This is a genomic window from Microseira sp. BLCC-F43 (assembly GCF_041929235.1).
Lineage (GTDB): Bacteria > Cyanobacteriota > Cyanobacteriia > Cyanobacteriales > Aerosakkonemataceae > Microseira.
The window spans coordinates 1-15,074 of sequence record NZ_JBHFNP010000238.1 but is presented as its reverse complement, the minus strand read 5'-3'; the positions used below and the strand labels follow the sequence as shown (position 1 = coordinate 15,074).

Below are 15,074 nucleotides of genomic sequence, written 5' to 3'. Positions count from 1 at the left end.
CGGCATCAGTAAATTTGGTCGTTAACTCAAAGTTTTCTCCTGGGGTGTCCCTACCCCCTGTTGATACGACATCACATTGTGACACGGCATCAGTAAATTTGGTCGTTAACTCAAAGTTTTCTCCTGGGGTGTCCCTACCCCGTTCCTATCACCAAAGTTTCTTGCTGCGATCTCCCCTTCCAAAGCGACGATTTTTCCTAGAAACTTTGGTGTTTGCGTCAGTCCTGAGTTTTTCTCCTCGCCAACCTGCTGGTAGCAGTAATAACATGGCTTTAGATGGCTGCGCTTAAACCTCGGCAATATGACTCAAACTCAAGTAGCAGATAGCTGGAATCAGCAAACCTATTTACCTCAAGTTTCAGCAATCGTCCCCATTTATAACGGCGAGACGGACTTGCCGGGATTAATTGAATGCCTCAAGGCGCAGACTTACCCAGCTTCCAGGGTAGAGTATTTGCTGGTGGATAATAACAGCAGCGATCGCACTCCCAGTATCCTCCAAGCTGCCCAAAAGGAAGCCGAGTCCCAAGGACTGACGATTCGCCACCTAACGGAAAATAAAATCCAAAGCTCCTACGCTGCCAGAAATAAGGGTATTAGAGCATCTACGGCCGAAATTCTCGCCTTCACCGACGCCGACTGTCGCCCCCTACCCCAGTGGATCTCGCACCTCGTACAACCCTTTGCCGATCCTGCCATCGGTTTAGTGGTGGGTGAAATTACCGCTTTACCGGGGGTAACCTTACTAGAAAAATACGCCGAACGCCAGAGTATTCTTACTCAAAAAGATACTTTAGCCCATCCTTTTTGCCCTTATGGTCAAACTGCTAATTTGGGCATCAGACGCCAAGTGTTTGAAGAGATCGGATTATTCCGTCCCTACATGACGACAGGCGGCGATGCGGACATGTGCTGGCGAATTGGACGAGAAACGTCTTGGAAACTTTATTTTGCCGAAATGGCACTTGTGCAGCACCGTCACCGCGCTACCATAGCAGAATTGAAAAGCCAGTGGCGACGCTACGGGCGTTCTAACCGCTACCTGCACGAACTTTACGGGGTGGAATTGATGCGAGACTTCACCTGGAAAGAAAGCGTTTATCGCTTGAGTCGCTGGTTGGTAAAAGAACTGCCCGTCGCGGGGGCGAAAGCGATCGCCGGAAAAGCTCCCTGGCTAGATGCGATCGCCAGTCCGATTAACCTCTATTGTGCCATCAATCGCTCGGCGGGACAGCGAGAAGCCAAACTTCCCGAACAAGCAAGGACAATCGAATGGCTACAATAGGGAATTTTAGATTTAAGATGGCAGATTGCAGATTTTCAAAGCCGTTTTTAGGCAAAATAAATCTAAAATATAAAATCTAAAATCTCAAATCAGTTGACAGTTTGCGCGTCTAAAGACTAGCGTTGAAGATCGATTACTAGAACATCTGTTTATGTCAAACCATCGAATTTGTGCCATTATCTGTACCCACAATCGAGAGCAATATCTAGGTGCTGCGATTGATAGCTTACTCGTGCAGGATTTTCCCGATTATGAAGTAATCGTGGTGGATAATGCTTCTTTTGATCGCACCCGCGAAATCGTCGCCGCGCGCCCCCAAGTTAAATACATCTACGAATCCGTCCTGGGACTATCCACCGCGCGCAATACCGGCGCTAAGGCTACCAATGCCGAAATTATCGCCTATCTTGACGATGATGCCGTTGCTAGTACCGGTTGGCTGAGCGCGCTTTATCAAGCTTATGAAACTAACGAAAAACTCGCCATTGCTGGTGGTAAAGTTACTCTTTTATGGCCAGATGGCAAAACCCCTCCCGCTTGGTTATCCGATGGATTGTCGGCGAATTTGGGACTCTACAATTTGGGGGATACTGTTGTTTATATCAACCAACCCGGTTTAACTCCTAGAGGTTTAAATTATTCCATACGGCGAAAATTTTTAGCACAAATTGGCGGGTTCGATCCAAACTTGGGACGGATTGGCAAATCTTTGCTTTCTAATGAAGAATTGTACATGACAGAATTAGCACTGCAAAATGGTTGGCAAGTCGCCTATCTTCCCGATGCAATTGTAGCCCACAATGTCGCCCCCGAAAGAATGGAACAGTCTTGGTTTTTGAATAGAGGTTGGTGGCAAGGTATTAGCGAATGTTACCGCGATCGCATCGCTGGTAGAACAGGTGTGAAACAATTAGTCAGCGGCGGCGATCGATTAATCCGAGGGTTATACAAATCCTTAAAATATATCGGCGATCCGGCTTTACGCTTTGACAATTTAGTCTATAGCTATTGTCAGATCGGTTATTTAAGTGCAACAATTAAAGCGATGCTCCTCCCAGAAAAATCAGAAAAATAAAAGAATTGCCAATTTCAAATTTTAGATTTCAGATTGGCTAATCAAATCTAAAATATGCAATCTACAATATGCAATTACCAATTACCAATTACCAATTACCAAAGCAGATGAAAAAAGCACTAATTTGCGGCGTATCAGGACAAGATGGAGCTTATCTGGCGCAGTTACTCCTGAATCAAGGTTATGATGTCTGCGGTAGTTCGCGGGATGCACAAATGTCCTCGTTCGGGAATTTAGTGCGTTTGGGCATCCGCGAGCGCTTAAAATTAGAATCGGTTGTCCTCACCGACTTTCGCAGCGTCCTGCAAGTCCTCAAGAAAGTCGAACCCGATGAAATTTATAACCTCGCTGGACAAAGTTCCGTAGGACTTTCCTTTGAACAACCTGTAGAAACTCTTGAAAGTATCACCGTAGGCACTTTAAACCTTCTAGAAGCAATTCGCTTTACCGACAAACCAATCAAATTTTACAACGCCGGATCGAGCGAATGCTTCGGCGATATCGGCGATAACGCCGCCGACGAAACTACCCCATTTCGCCCCAGAAGTCCCTATGCTGTCGCTAAAGCAGCGGCGTTTTGGGAAGTCGCCAACTACCGCGAAGCTTACGGGTTGTTTGCTTGTTCTGGTATTCTTTTTAACCACGAATCGACCTTAAGACCCGAAAGGTTCGTCACCCAAAAAATAGTCGCCGCCGCTTGTCGCATCGCCGCTGGTAGTGAAGAAAAGCTATATCTGGGCAATGTTTCAATTGAGCGCGATTGGGGCTGGGCACCGGAATATGTGGAAGCGATGTATTTAATGTTACAGCAGCCATACCCAGATGATTATGCGATCGCCACCGGGGAAAGTTGCAAATTAGAAGATTTCGTCGCCGAAACTTTTGCCTGCCTCGGTTTAAACTGGCAAGAGCATGTAGTAACCGATGCCAGCTTGTTGCGACCTACGGATTTGGCAATTAGTCGGGGAAACCCTGCTAAAGCAAAAGAAAAGTTGGGATGGCAAGCGCAGTATAAAATGAAAGAGGTCGTGCGAATGATGGTAGAAGCGAGGAAAGTTAGATCCTAGTTAAATCGCGGAAATTGTTAGCTGTTAAAATTACCAACGACCACAATTTGTTGTATGAATATTCTGATGCTCTCCTCTACGTTTCCCTATCCGCCGAGTCGCGGAGGAACTGAGATCAGAACCTTTAATTTGCTGAAATACTTGCAGCAGGGTCATGAAGTCACCCTCGTGACTCAAGACCAAGGGGGAGTCTCAGATGCCGAAGTCAAAGAACTGCAAAACTGGGTCAGCAACCTGGTGATTTTTCCGTTACCGCCAGAACCCAAACCCACTAGCGGCGTTGCCAGTTTGTTGGGTAAGGTGGGACGCTTTACCGAGTCAGCGATTAAGGCAACGCCGCCCAACGTATTGTATCGTTATTCACCGGAAATTCAGGCTTGGGTGGATGCCTATGTCCAGGAGGGAAAGTGTGACGCCATCACCTGCGAACATAGCGTGAATGAAATTTACATCAGACCTGAATTTCGCCAATCGGTGGCGACAGTGGTTAACGTCCATAGTTCGGTTTATGGTTGGACTCGCAACCATTTGGAAATGAAAGCATCGCCAAATGCTCTGCGCGATCGCGTCTATCTCACCTTACTATTAGAGCGCTACGAAAAACGCTACTGCACCAAGTTCTCCAGTATTGTCGTCACCACCGATGATGACCGCCAGCAATTCCTCAAATTCCGTCCGGATGCCCAGATCGAAGTCATTCCCAACGGGGTAGATTTGGAGTTGTTTCCCTATCGTCCCAAAGATCCATGTGGATACAATTTGGTATTTGTCGGCGCCATGGACGCCTCGCACAACATCGATGCTGTGCGCTTTTTTAGCTTAGAAGTTTTGCCCGAACTGCAAAAGCGCTACCCCGATGCCACGTTCACTATAGTCGGTACCCGTCCTGCGGCGGAGGTATTGGCACTCGCGGAACTCCCAGGCGTCATGGTTACGGGTCGCGTTCCTTCAATGGCAGAATACCTGCATAATAGCAGCGTTTGCGTGATTCCCCTGCGGGTTGGTTATGGAATTAAGAACAAAACCTTAGAAGCAATGGCAGCTGGGACGCCAGTGGTATCGAGCGATCGCGGTTTAGAAGGACTATCAGTAGATGGGGATGGCGTACCTTTGCGTGCTTTACGTGCCAATCGCGTGGAAGAATATGTAGAAGCCATCAGTCGGTTATGGGAAAATCCCCAACTGCGCGACGAGTTGTCTCGTAACGGGCGATCGCTCGTAGAAACAGAATACACCTGGGAACGAATTGGTCAACGCTACGAACAGGTATTGCTAAATTGCAGATCTGAGATTTGAGATTTCAGAAGGTTTAAATAAAATCTCAAATCTCAAATCTCAAATTCTATTGTCTCAGCCATTGCCGCAGCTTGACTTTTACAACCGCATAAATAGGGAATTGATAAACTTCTGCAATTAGCCACCCGACTAAAACGAGGTGGAATAGGAAAGTTAACCCGATCCAAACCAGGGGAATCCAAGAGGCGGTGCTACCTGGTTCAGGTGGGAAGGTGTGGGCAGAAAGCCAAACTAAAAAAGGAGGGAGGGCGATTAAAGCGATCGCTACCAACCACAGTATAAACGTGAGTTCCGTATCGCGCTGATGCGTTGGCTTCCAGGTGCGTCCAGTCCATCGCCAAGTCATGGGTTGAGAACTATCTGCCACCTGAATCAACTGCTTTTGCAGGTTGGCGGTGAAAATATGGTGGCAAAAGTTACACGCAAACGCTTCTGTCAGGGTCATTGCCGAGATTTCGCCGTGACGACAGACGGGACAGGTGTAAGTGCCAGAGTAACTGAGTTGACTGTCGGGTGCGGTCGATAGCGAGCGCTTAGATAGCTGTTTCATCCCAATCTTTATTTTTGAGAAAACTTCAAAACTGAAGTTGCTAGACCAAAGGATCTACCTATCGATTGTAGGCATACCCCCAATGGTCGCGCCCGCCAAAGCGCGCTAACTTTTGTTACGATGCTATACAAAACTTTGCTAAACTTATCTAAGCTTCACCATTCAACTAGAAGTAATTTCTAGAGGGTCTGCTGAGAGCTTCCACCAAGGAAGTCAGCTGGGATGGTCCCCAAACATAAATTCGGGTGAGCTGACCCTATTTTCAGATCCGTAGGGGCGGGTTTGACGATACCAGAAACCCCTAGCGCCACAATTTGGCACAGAAACCCGGTTTCTGAACAAACCGGGTTTCTACCAATATCTCTTTCCTGGCTCCACAATTTTGCATAGAAGGCTGGTTTCAACCTTTTTTTTGTATTAATTTAGGAATCGCGATCAAATCAAACGTTCGATTTTTTTATAGGCTGGTTAGTTTTGCAGCGCCTGTGGTTTACAAACCAAATAATTTTAAGCCTTGGTTTTCGGCATTTTGAGAAACCTAGCAGAAAATTCCAACCTAGTCAAGACTATCGCCATCAATAAATAGGTGAGTAACTTTAGTAAATTATTTGGTTATTTAGTCAAGCTCTTTGGCAAGGGGTGGGGTACCCTGCACTGACCCTACCCTTCGGGTTGATTTAGGGTATGGGTACAGGCATGGTAGGGGACTTCAAAGCGTTTTTAGTTAACTTGGTTTTAGTTATCTTCTCGCACTCCAGCGGCGGTCAAACGCTGCTGTTTCAGCGCTTGTAGCTGGACTAGGAGGGTTTCAACTTCGGCTTGCAGGTGTAAGAATTTGACTTGCTGATCTGCCTGGTAAAGGTTTTTCATCGACTCCGTTAGGCGTGTTTGATTAGTTGATGCCACTGACATAGAGTTTCACTCCTTTGGAGGACAATAACTGGACACAAAGACACTAGAGAGACTTAGAGCAACGATTGCAGGGCAATCTGCGTCTGGTCATTACTTTCTAGTTACACCACCTGGTAATTGTACCTTGAATATAAAGCTGGATTAAGTTACCCAGATCAATTTTCCCAGTGACTGTATATAGGCATCGGACACCTGGCATGGGTGAGGCAGTCAAATTCTGGCTGTTTTCCTTGTCTTCAAGAGTTCCGCTTGTCTTTGCATACCATGAATGTGAAACCCATAAAGCCGAAATGCTCCAGTTGACTTCTGCATCGTTAGGGCACATACCTACAGGACTTACGCAAGACGAGACCAGCAACAAAGGTGAAAAGTCAATCTCTGGTTGCCTTGCCCAAGGATTTTTCGGATCGCCCTGAGTTTCTTTGCGTCAGTCCTAACCTAGAAAAGGATGGGAAAATCAAGTAAGCTATCGGTAAACTCAAGAGCCGATGATTTATTAGAGACAGGTGAAAAGCCCGGACTGACACGCTACCTCTGAGGTTAAACATAGCTCAATCATCTCCCAGCCTCTGCTGTATGTCCAAACAGCAGCCCTAGTAATGAGGTAATCCAGTTAGAGTCAATTGTCAAAAGCATTTCCCAACGCTCTTTTGTCGTTAGGGAAGCAGCGCGTTAGCGCGGGAATACAGGGCGTGGTAGTACGTTGAGTAGGGATAACAGCTTAAAAAATTTTTGGTTAGACAAGTGACATCATTGTCTGTCAAACTTGTAGCTATATCCACATAATTTTTTAACCCTCTTATTTAATCTGTGACTGTTAGTTTGTCCCCTGCTGACTCAAAGCTACAAGCTTGGCCTGGACTAATTGAGGCATATCGGTCTTATCTGCCGGTGACGCCCAATACGCCCGTTGTAACGCTCCTGGAAGGCAATACCCCCCTGATTCCGGTTCCGGCGATCGCCTCTATTATCGGCAGATCCGTGCGCGTTTTCGCCAAATTCGACGGTCTTAACCCCACCGGCAGCTTCAAAGACCGGGGGATGACGATGGCAATTTCCAAAGCTAAGGAAGCAGGGGCAAAAGCAGTCATCTGCGCCAGTACTGGCAATACTTCCGCTTCCGCAGCTGCCTATGCGCGACGCGGCGGTATGCGGGCGTTTGTCTTAATTCCCGATGGCTACGTAGCCTTGGGTAAACTAGCCCAAGCTTTACTTTACGGGGCAGAAGTCCTGGCAATTAAGGGAAATTTCGACCAAGCGCTGGAAATCGTCCGCGAAATGGCAGAAAGCTATCCCATCACCCTGGTCAATTCAGTCAATCCCTATCGACTCGAAGGCCAAAAAACCGGGGCATTTGAAGTGGTAGATGCTTTAGGCAACGCCCCGGACTGGCTGTGCATCCCCGTGGGTAATGCCGGAAATATCACAGCATATTGGATGGGGTTTTGTCAATACCATCAAGCGGGAAAATGCGATCGCTTGCCGCGAATGATGGGATTTCAAGCAGCGGGGGCGTCTCCCTTGGTCACCGGAACCCCAGTCGCGCACCCGGAAACCCTGGCAACGGCAATTCGCATCGGTAACCCGGCGAGTTGGGAAAAAGCAGTAGCCGCCCAAGAAGCGAGTCAGGGCGCGTTTAATGCCGTTACCGATGAAGAAATTTTAGACGCTTATCGCCTGCTGGCATCCTCTGAAGGCATTTTCTGCGAACCTGCTTCTGCTGCTTCCGTGGCAGGGTTGTTAAAAGTCAAAGACCAAGTTCCCACGGGGGCGACAGTCGTTTGCGTCCTCACCGGAAATGGACTGAAAGACCCAGATACGGCGATTAAACACTGCCAAAATCAGTTTAAAACCGGGGTCTTGCCGGTCTTGTCGGCGGTAGCTTCAGCGATGGGGTTTTAACGAAGGCGGGTAAATCGGCAACGGGTTTGGGGGTGTTGGCTAACCCAGGAACGGGTTGACTGGCATCTGGAAGCGTCTTAGAGGCAGGAGGATTCTGCTCGATGGACTCCTCCTCAGTCTGGGCATGACCGCGCCGCTGAACGCTTGTGAGGACATCCACCGCATCCCCCAACGCGGTGGTTAATTTTTCCCGCGTTTGATCGTGGGCGAGACGTTCGTCTTTTAAAGATTGGGCGAGGCGATCGCGTTCTATTAAAACTTCTATTAATTTAGCTTGTAATTCTTGAACATTCTCTATCTGTTCCACAGAGGCGGAAATCGCACCTGGTGAGGATAACCTCTCGACTCCAGCGACTTCCGCTTGCAGTTGCTGGATTTCGGCTTTTAGGGATTCTATCGTTTGCTGATTTCGCACAGCTTCGTCGCGACGCTGCTGCGCTTCAGTATTGTAGAGTTGACGCCAGTTGGCTGCACTGTCAAGCGCGGCGTCGCGATCGCGCTGCATATCTGCTAATTGTTGTTGCAGCGACTTAATTTCAAGTATCCACTGCTGGATGTCGTAACTCATCTGTGTGGTTTTTAGTTGATAAGTTTAGTCGTAAATAAAACTATGCGATTTCCCCGTTTTATCCGTTTCTTTCGCCACCTCAACTGGGCAACGCTGAAGCTAGCCTTCCAACGGGCGGGCGAACAGCGGTTACCAGGTCTGGCTGCTGAGATGGCATACAACGCCATGTTATCGTTATTTCCGACAATTTTGGCGCTCCTGACCGCAATTGGATTGTTTGCCTCGTTACGATTTACTGTAAGAGACATTGCCTATCAAGTCAGTCAGGTTGCTCCCCACGAAGCGCTATTCTTAATTCAAGGTTTTGTCCAAACCGTCAGCAAAAGCCAAAACCAAGGATTATTTTCCCTCAGCTTTATAGTAGCCCTGTGGACGGCATCGGGGGCGCAGAGTGCAGCAATGGCCGCCCTGGATGAAATTCATCAAATCCCCCTGCAACAGCGGCGACCTTTTTGGAAAGCCAAGTTAGTTTCGATTGGCCTGACGATTGGCACAATTTTACTATTAATCGTGGCTGCCTTTTTAATGTTTATCAGCGACCTAATCGTCCAGGCGGTAGCGAGTCAAAGTGGTAATCTACAATCGGAACTGCTGAAACTTTGGCAAATCTTGACTTGGCCTGCCGGTTTAGCTATCATCGCTTCTGCCTTCGCCTTTGTTTACCGCTACGGCCCCAGTCGCTGGCAGAAGGGAAGCCCGATTCTACCAGGAGCGATTTTAGCAGCAATATCTTGGGCGATCTTATCGAGTTTGTTTCGGCTTTACGTCACAAATTTCGGCAATTACAACGCCGCCTACGGCGCCGTAGGAACCTTTATTGTCTTAATGCTGTGGCTAAACTTAAGTTCCTTAGTAATGTTATTCGGCGGTCAGTTGAACGTTACCGTCGGCGAATCCATGCGGAAGAAACGTTAAAAATAAGATACCTATCTCCTCTTATCTCTTCTCTCTGCGTTCTCTGCGCCTCTGCGGTTCGTTAAATAGGAAGTAGGTTGGATTTCATTACCTCAACCCAACCTACAATTATTCCAAACTAAAGACATAGGACAAATTATTACTGATTGACAGATGTACAGCCTCAACCCAAACCCGTAAACTAATCTAGTTGCCAATTAGCGAGAAATAAACCGCATGTCCAATCCCGCAGATGAATCCAAAGCCATTGTTTTAAGACGCCTGCGCCAATTGACCGATGTACTCGATAATGCCGTTGCGATTCCCGGTACAAACTATCGCGTTGGTATCGATCCGCTTTTGGGATTGCTTCCAGGCGGAGGAGATACCCTGGGAGCAATTCTTTCAGCTTACATCGTACTGCAAGCCGCGCAGCTTGGCGCACCGCGACCAACTTTGGTGCGAATGGTCTGGAATATTCTATTGGACTCTCTCGTAGGAACGATACCCCTGTTGGGAGATTTTGTCGATGTCGCCTGGAAAGCTAACAGCAAAAATATGGCTTTGCTGGAAGCGCACATGCGTTCCCCCTACAATCGTCAAAAAGCAGACACCTGGTTTATCTATCTGCTTTTAGGTGGAGTAATTTTGGTGGCGATCGCTATATCATTTACCGGGGTCTTCATCCTCACCCAACTGTTCAAACTTGTCACAGGAACCTAACAACCAATTACCAATTACCAATTAGCAATTAGCAATCATGAAAGATTGGTGGCAAAGTACCTTTCCCAAAGGTCGTCAAACTTTAACGATTAACGACGCCAGCGGCTATCCAGTTCAAATTGCTTATGGCGAAAAAGGAAGGGTAAAACCTTTATTTTTAATGCACGGCATCGGTAGCTGGAGTTACAATTGGCGTTACTGTATCGACCCGCTGTCGCAACATTTCCGCGTTATTTGTTTTGATGCCAAAGGACACGGTTTTTCTGATAAACCCGAATATTCAGAACAAATTGGTCATCAAATTATTGAAACAAAGCGCATAATTGAATCTTTATGCAACGAACCCGCTATCGTTGTTGCCCACTCCTTGGGAGCATTGGTAGCCCTGGGAGTTGCAGCAAAATATCCAGAACTATTCGCTAGTTTAATTGCGATAAACGTACCGATTTTTCCCGAAAAATTACCGAATAGCGGGATGCGTTTGTTGTCAGATTTTCCGTTAGATTTAATTCGGATTTGTGATAGTTGGCGAATGGCAAAATTATTGGCACCCTTATTTTGGACATCCGTAGCAATCGGGTTGCGTGAAGTTTTAGCCAATCCGGATAAAATTACGTTTGAAGAAGTTTACTGGGCGAGTTACCCGTATCTTGAATTTCCCAATGGAATTACTAAATTTGCCGAAGAGTTACAACAATCGGCAAAGCAAATTGAACGGTTGCTTAAAAATGAATGGAACATTATTAGTAAGCTGGAAAATAATTTAGCAAAAATAACTTTTCCGACGTTGATTTTGTGGGGGGAACAAGATAATTGGTTTTCCGTTAAAAATGGCGAAAAATTGCACGCATGCTTACCCAGTTCCAGGTTAAAAATCATCTCGAATTGCGGACACGATGCTGCGGCGGAGAGTCCAAAGGCGCTGAATGCAGCCATTATTGAGTTTCTGCGGGATACGGGTGTTGTCGGGCTAGCATGAGGTTCGTATCAGAGTGGAATATACTCGATTCTGTCTCTATATTCGTTTTCAAAAGATGCCCCTGCAATAGTAACCAGTTCATCAATTACGCGCCCCATTTCTGCTTTAAAACGAAGTACCAAAATTCCTGGTACGTGACGATTTTGGGCTAGATGATCTGCTAAATGTACGGGCATAGAACGGCGGTTATTAGTAACAAGTACAAAATTGTTTTGCTCACACCAGAGCAATATTTCAGGATCTTGCGTGCCTTTAGGCGGGACTCCCGGATCTCCTACTATCCAAACAATTAAATCGGGTTGACGATTCAATAACTGCTCCCGATAGGCAGGAGCCATATTTTCATCTATCAAATACTTAATTGTCATGCCTGGAGTTGCTCAACCCTTTTTTCTGCTGCTTTTTCTGCTTTCAATTGACGTAGTTTGATTGCAAAAGGCGATGGATTTTGATCGTATTCAGCTTCAGCTTTGAGGCAGTATTCTAACCAATCTCCTACATATTTTCCGACAGTCTCCCGATTTTCTAGATAGTAAAGAATTGTGGCATAAACTTGAGCCAGCGTTACAGTGTGAAACTGCTGGGCTATTGCTTCAGGATCTTTGCCACAATGAATGTATTCGTAAAGAATATGCTCGATGCCAATGCGAGTTCCTTTAACTCGAATATCTTCTGGGCTAAGAAAGTCAAAATAATCTTCTAGTTTCATTGTTATCAATCCTCTGTGGTAAAAAATTATTTGATCCAATCCTGTAAATTTTCATTAGGAACCGCTTCTGAAGGTGTTGCAACCTTGTCTGGTTTCGTTCCTTGGCGAATCTTCTCTAGTTGGCTTGGGTGTACCCATTCACTAGCTTCGTTTATTCTGTAAATGTTGCTGCGCCCAGTTCTTTCTACACTCAAGATATTTGCTTGACAAAGAGTTTTCAGCGCCTGCATTACCTTTCGCTGGTTTATGCCGCAGAAATCTGCTATGTTTTTCTGCTTTTCAAAACAACCTCTGTCGGTGGAAGCTCTACGCGCTATATGAGCTAGTACGCGAAATTCGTAAACATCCAAACCGTAGTCATCTAGGTAGGGACGCACAAAAATCGCTGTTTTAAGCCTTTTACGATCTTGTGGAAGCTTCCATTTGTTGGCGTCGCCTGATTTTGGCTTCTTTCGAGGGTTTGCTTTTTGTGACATAGTACTCTACTTTTTTTGCAATTTACTGATTTATCCCGTTAACCCACTTTTTTTGTAAATAAATGTAAATTTTTATGTAGTTTTTTGTGCGTTTGAGGCTGTCAGTGGCGTTCCCTTTTACTTGACTAGCTTTAATTGACCTCCTTAATTGTATTCCTTAACTCTGAGCTGTACAATAGCTTTTTCCTAGTTTATTTAAGCTTTTTGGCCTATCTGATATGTTGTTTAACAACATATCTGCCATATAGTTAAATAACTAACTTGCTCGGTATTTAACAGCATAGCAGCAATGATGCCAAAAAACATATCTGACATGATGTAAAGCAGCTAGACTGTCATGTACTAAAACAGCATACCAATGGGGTTGGACACTTTAATCTGTAAGGGTTACAGTAAAAAAACAAACCGATTACCAAACTTCGTTGCAGTCGTCGAGTGATTCCCTCACGGGCAAACAAAAACTCCCGACTCCAACCATAGAGGGGAACCGGGAAGCAGTTAATAAAACATCAACACCATTATGAATCGTCAAACTCTGAAAACACAAGGTTCTGCACAGCCAATCGACAACATACGTGCTGCCAAAGAACTTGCTGATGCGTATGGCATAGAAGTGCTGGAGCGCTTGATACGGCTTGCTGAAAGCGATCGCAACCTGCTGCATAACCAACCAACCCCCGCAAAAGAAGACATTTTACAGGAGGTAGAAACTGCCGGGTTCGAGCTGAATCCCTGGTTAGAAGACTTGATCTTAGATGCCGATGTGAAAGTGGTTCGGGATGCGATCGCTGTAGTCAAGGAAAATCGCCGTCGCGGAATAACTGTGTGGAACCCTGAAGGACTGTTGGTAAGCGCTATCCGAAACCAATGGAAGCCTAATATTCCATTATAAACTTTTACTTATTAAGTAAACCGATGTATGCGATCGCAAGGGCGAGTAGTCGCGCTGGCGATCGCTTCCCCCCATCCCCAAAACATGGGATAATCTGAATCTACACAAACTCTACAAATAGGGCGGACATTGCATACCCTATACTACTGGTAGCGTTTCACTGTTCCCCCTGCGGCTATGGTTCAATCTCCCAAGTCTGGCAACGGTTTTGCATCTGCCCTCGAAGGGCTAGGCGATCTTACGTTTCAACTACCCGATCCGGAAGACGATCAAATTTCGGACGATCTGTTTCAGCAACAGGTAGAAAATGCTTGGTTAGTGTGCGATCGCTTCGACTTGCAAACGGATATCTGGCGCGGGAAAATATTACGCGCGGTGCGCGATCGCGAGAAAAAAACCGGCGACGGTAGAGGCACGGGGTTTCTTAATTGGCTGAAAAACCGCGAAATTGGCAAAAGTCAGGCTTATTCTTTAATCGAACTCGCCAATAGTGCCGATACTTTGTTGAAAGAGGGACATTTAGATCCGACGGCGATTAAAAATTTCAGCAAGCGCGCATTTGTCGAAACGGCTAAATCTTCTCCAGAAATTCAACAATTGGTAGCGGATGCGGCACAAAAAGGCGATCGCATTACCAGGCGGGAAGTAAGGCAATTGACGGATGAATGGACGGCGATGTCTTCCGAATTAATCCCCGATGAAGTGAAAGAAAAAGCCGCAGATCGTTCTATTCCCTCTCGCTACCTCGCCCCCCTGGTAAAAGAGTTAGAAAAATTACCCGACTCTCACGTCAGCGCCTTGCAAGTGGATGTGGCAACAAATCCGACTGTAGATACTCTGAAACAAGCAACTACAGATGCGCGCAATTTAGCTAAATATCTCGATGCGGCGGCGCAAGTGCAAGCAATTAATCAATCTTCCGTTGATGTGGAAATGGCGCTATCGGAAGCGATGCGTTTGGGTTGTTTAAATACGGCTTCCGACTTAGTAAAACAAGCCGCGCAGTTGGAACAAAGTATCGCCAAACTGTATACAACTTGGAAGCGTTTGGGCAGTTTGGCAGATAGGTTGTATGTGGATACGGGGGCGAGTACGCCTAACTTGCGATCGCTGATTACTTGCATCGAACGCCTCTCTGGTGAGGTAATAGAAGTACCCCTTGATGATATGGGCGATCGCACTGTGCGTTTGCGAATTCTTTCTGATTCATAATTACCCGCTCTTTTGGGGCACGGCAACCTTTATCTAATAACGTTAATCGTGCCCTGCCCCTACGGGATGATAATGAGCGATCGCACTGTGGGTTTGCGAATTCTTTCTGATATCATGTCCGTTGAATTGCCCATAATCAAAAAACCTCACCCCGTCGTTGCGTAGGGACACGGCATCAAAGATTTATCGGACAAACAGATAACATTAATAATGCCGTGTCCCGGCTTTTGATCGTGGGTAATCAACCGGACATAATATTAGGGGCGATCGGATCTGTAGGGACACGGCAACCTAAATATCTCGGTTAATCTAATAACGTTAATCGTGCCGTGTCCCTACGCCTGGGATCTGTGGTTGAATCTAATAACGCGATCGAAAACCTAAATCCTGCCCTACTTCGGCACCGACCAAGAACGCACCTCACCCAAAGTAACCGGCATCGGATCTCTAACATCAATCGTAAACCGAAATACCTTCTTCGCCCTCCGACTATTTTCCGGATCAAAAAACTTCAATTTCACATCCCAACAATCG

Annotated in this window: 18 protein-coding genes; 11 read left to right on the top strand and 7 right to left on the bottom strand. The window is 46.4% G+C overall.

Annotated elements, in window-relative coordinates; all coding sequences use genetic code 11:
* The 5 genes from ACE1CM_RS32470 to ACE1CM_RS32450 form a co-directional block, all read left to right on the top strand.
* The coding region (locus tag ACE1CM_RS32470) for a hypothetical protein (protein WP_374883007.1) at positions 1-290 on the top strand (290 nt) is incomplete at its 5' end.
* A gap of 11 nt (positions 291-301) precedes the next feature.
* Positions 302-1,285, top strand: a complete 984-nt coding sequence (locus ACE1CM_RS32465; RefSeq protein ID WP_374883006.1) for a glycosyltransferase — start codon at positions 302-304, stop codon at positions 1,283-1,285.
* A gap of 151 nt (positions 1,286-1,436) precedes the next feature.
* A complete protein-coding gene (locus tag ACE1CM_RS32460) occupies positions 1,437-2,360 on the top strand; it encodes a glycosyltransferase family 2 protein (protein WP_374883005.1) in 924 nt (307 codons plus the stop codon).
* A 107-nt stretch (positions 2,361-2,467) separates the two neighbouring features.
* Complete coding sequence (locus tag ACE1CM_RS32455) at positions 2,468-3,427, top strand: GDP-mannose 4,6-dehydratase (protein ID WP_374883004.1); 960 nt, start codon at positions 2,468-2,470, stop codon at positions 3,425-3,427.
* A 54-nt stretch (positions 3,428-3,481) separates the two neighbouring features.
* Positions 3,482-4,723, top strand: a complete 1,242-nt coding sequence (locus tag ACE1CM_RS32450) for a glycosyltransferase family 4 protein (RefSeq protein WP_374883003.1) — start codon at positions 3,482-3,484, stop codon at positions 4,721-4,723.
* A 46-nt stretch (positions 4,724-4,769) separates the two neighbouring features.
* Here the strand turns inward: ACE1CM_RS32450 and ACE1CM_RS32445 are convergent, their stop codons facing one another.
* Together ACE1CM_RS32445 and ACE1CM_RS32440 are read right to left on the bottom strand one after the other, a co-directional pair.
* The gene (locus ACE1CM_RS32445; protein WP_374883002.1) at positions 4,770-5,273 is read right to left on the bottom strand and encodes a hypothetical protein; all 504 of its coding nucleotides are present in this window, start codon (positions 5,271-5,273) and stop codon (positions 4,770-4,772) included.
* Positions 5,274-6,008: 735 nt separating this feature from the next.
* On the bottom strand, positions 6,009-6,185 hold the full coding sequence (locus tag ACE1CM_RS32440) for a hypothetical protein (protein WP_226577893.1): 177 nt from the start codon (positions 6,183-6,185) through the stop codon (positions 6,009-6,011).
* 810 nt (positions 6,186-6,995) lie between these two features.
* Between ACE1CM_RS32440 and thrC the strand changes: the two genes are divergently transcribed.
* Positions 6,996-8,087 carry a threonine synthase gene (gene thrC, locus ACE1CM_RS32435; protein WP_374883001.1) on the top strand — a complete coding sequence of 364 codons (1,092 nt, stop codon included), beginning with the start codon at positions 6,996-6,998 and terminating at the stop codon, positions 8,085-8,087.
* On the opposite strand, the gene ACE1CM_RS32430 is transcribed toward thrC, so the two are convergent.
* Positions 8,032-8,655, bottom strand: coding sequence for a hypothetical protein (locus ACE1CM_RS32430; protein WP_374883000.1), 624 nt, complete (start codon positions 8,653-8,655; stop codon positions 8,032-8,034). The genes thrC and ACE1CM_RS32430 overlap by 56 nt on opposite strands.
* A 42-nt stretch (positions 8,656-8,697) precedes the next feature.
* Here ACE1CM_RS32430 and ACE1CM_RS32425 point away from each other — a divergent pair, with 42 nt between their 5' ends.
* The 3 genes from ACE1CM_RS32425 to ACE1CM_RS32415 all read left to right on the top strand — a co-directional run bounded on the left by ACE1CM_RS32425 (position 8,698) and on the right by ACE1CM_RS32415 (position 11,251).
* Positions 8,698-9,570: a YihY/virulence factor BrkB family protein gene (locus ACE1CM_RS32425; protein ID WP_374882999.1), complete on the top strand. Its 873-nt coding sequence runs from the start codon at positions 8,698-8,700 to the stop codon at positions 9,568-9,570.
* Between the two features lie 216 nt (positions 9,571-9,786).
* The gene (locus ACE1CM_RS32420; protein WP_374882998.1) at positions 9,787-10,272 is read left to right on the top strand and encodes a DUF4112 domain-containing protein; all 486 of its coding nucleotides are present in this window, start codon (positions 9,787-9,789) and stop codon (positions 10,270-10,272) included.
* 37 nt (positions 10,273-10,309) lie between these two features.
* Complete coding sequence (locus ACE1CM_RS32415) at positions 10,310-11,251, top strand: alpha/beta fold hydrolase (protein ID WP_374882997.1); 942 nt, start codon at positions 10,310-10,312, stop codon at positions 11,249-11,251.
* 8 nt (positions 11,252-11,259) lie between these two features.
* On the opposite strand, the gene ACE1CM_RS32410 is transcribed toward ACE1CM_RS32415, so the two are convergent.
* Genes ACE1CM_RS32410 through ACE1CM_RS32400 form a run of 3 tightly spaced genes read right to left on the bottom strand, consistent with a single transcriptional unit; the run spans position 11,260 to position 12,436 of the window.
* Positions 11,260-11,619 carry a DUF5615 family PIN-like protein gene (locus ACE1CM_RS32410; protein ID WP_374882996.1) on the bottom strand — a complete coding sequence of 120 codons (360 nt, stop codon included), beginning with the start codon at positions 11,617-11,619 and terminating at the stop codon, positions 11,260-11,262.
* Positions 11,616-11,960 (bottom strand): DUF433 domain-containing protein, encoded by a 345-nt coding sequence (locus tag ACE1CM_RS32405; RefSeq protein ID WP_374882995.1) that lies wholly within the window; start codon positions 11,958-11,960, stop codon positions 11,616-11,618. Before ACE1CM_RS32405 ends, ACE1CM_RS32410 begins: the two co-directional genes overlap by 4 nt.
* 26 nt (positions 11,961-11,986) lie before the next feature.
* The gene (locus ACE1CM_RS32400; RefSeq protein ID WP_374882994.1) at positions 11,987-12,436 is read right to left on the bottom strand and encodes a helix-turn-helix domain-containing protein; all 450 of its coding nucleotides are present in this window, start codon (positions 12,434-12,436) and stop codon (positions 11,987-11,989) included.
* Positions 12,437-12,956: 520 nt separating this feature from the next.
* Here ACE1CM_RS32400 and ACE1CM_RS32395 point away from each other — a divergent pair.
* A complete protein-coding gene (locus ACE1CM_RS32395) occupies positions 12,957-13,328 on the top strand; it encodes a hypothetical protein (protein WP_374882993.1) in 372 nt (123 codons plus the stop codon).
* A gap of 177 nt (positions 13,329-13,505) precedes the next feature.
* Positions 13,506-14,540 carry a hypothetical protein gene (locus ACE1CM_RS32390; RefSeq protein WP_374882992.1) on the top strand — a complete coding sequence of 345 codons (1,035 nt, stop codon included), beginning with the start codon at positions 13,506-13,508 and terminating at the stop codon, positions 14,538-14,540.
* 392 nt (positions 14,541-14,932) lie between these two features.
* Here ACE1CM_RS32390 and ACE1CM_RS32385 read toward each other — a convergent pair.
* Positions 14,933-15,074: hypothetical protein (locus tag ACE1CM_RS32385; protein ID WP_374878787.1), on the bottom strand; the 142-nt coding region annotated here is incomplete at its 5' end.

Bases quoted from the DNA above. Each gene is read 5' to 3' on its own strand.
- ACE1CM_RS32465 (WP_374883006.1), top strand. From the start codon at position 302: ATGACTCAAACTCAAGTAGCAGATAGCTGGAATCAGCAAACCTATTTA.
- ACE1CM_RS32460 (WP_374883005.1), top strand. From the start codon at position 1,437: ATGTCAAACCATCGAATTTGTGCCATTATCTGTACCCACAATCGAGAG.
- ACE1CM_RS32455 (WP_374883004.1), top strand. From the start codon at position 2,468: ATGAAAAAAGCACTAATTTGCGGCGTATCAGGACAAGATGGAGCTTAT.
- ACE1CM_RS32450 (WP_374883003.1), top strand. From the start codon at position 3,482: ATGAATATTCTGATGCTCTCCTCTACGTTTCCCTATCCGCCGAGTCGC.
- ACE1CM_RS32445 (WP_374883002.1), bottom strand. From the start codon at position 5,273: ATGAAACAGCTATCTAAGCGCTCGCTATCGACCGCACCCGACAGTCAA.
- ACE1CM_RS32440 (WP_226577893.1), bottom strand. From the start codon at position 6,185: ATGTCAGTGGCATCAACTAATCAAACACGCCTAACGGAGTCGATGAAA.
- ACE1CM_RS32430 (WP_374883000.1), bottom strand. From the start codon at position 8,655: ATGAGTTACGACATCCAGCAGTGGATACTTGAAATTAAGTCGCTGCAA.
- ACE1CM_RS32425 (WP_374882999.1), top strand. From the start codon at position 8,698: ATGCGATTTCCCCGTTTTATCCGTTTCTTTCGCCACCTCAACTGGGCA.
- ACE1CM_RS32420 (WP_374882998.1), top strand. From the start codon at position 9,787: ATGTCCAATCCCGCAGATGAATCCAAAGCCATTGTTTTAAGACGCCTG.
- ACE1CM_RS32415 (WP_374882997.1), top strand. From the start codon at position 10,310: ATGAAAGATTGGTGGCAAAGTACCTTTCCCAAAGGTCGTCAAACTTTA.
- ACE1CM_RS32410 (WP_374882996.1), bottom strand. From the start codon at position 11,619: ATGACAATTAAGTATTTGATAGATGAAAATATGGCTCCTGCCTATCGG.
- ACE1CM_RS32405 (WP_374882995.1), bottom strand. From the start codon at position 11,960: ATGAAACTAGAAGATTATTTTGACTTTCTTAGCCCAGAAGATATTCGA.
- ACE1CM_RS32400 (WP_374882994.1), bottom strand. From the start codon at position 12,436: ATGTCACAAAAAGCAAACCCTCGAAAGAAGCCAAAATCAGGCGACGCC.
- ACE1CM_RS32395 (WP_374882993.1), top strand. From the start codon at position 12,957: ATGAATCGTCAAACTCTGAAAACACAAGGTTCTGCACAGCCAATCGAC.
- ACE1CM_RS32390 (WP_374882992.1), top strand. From the start codon at position 13,506: ATGGTTCAATCTCCCAAGTCTGGCAACGGTTTTGCATCTGCCCTCGAA.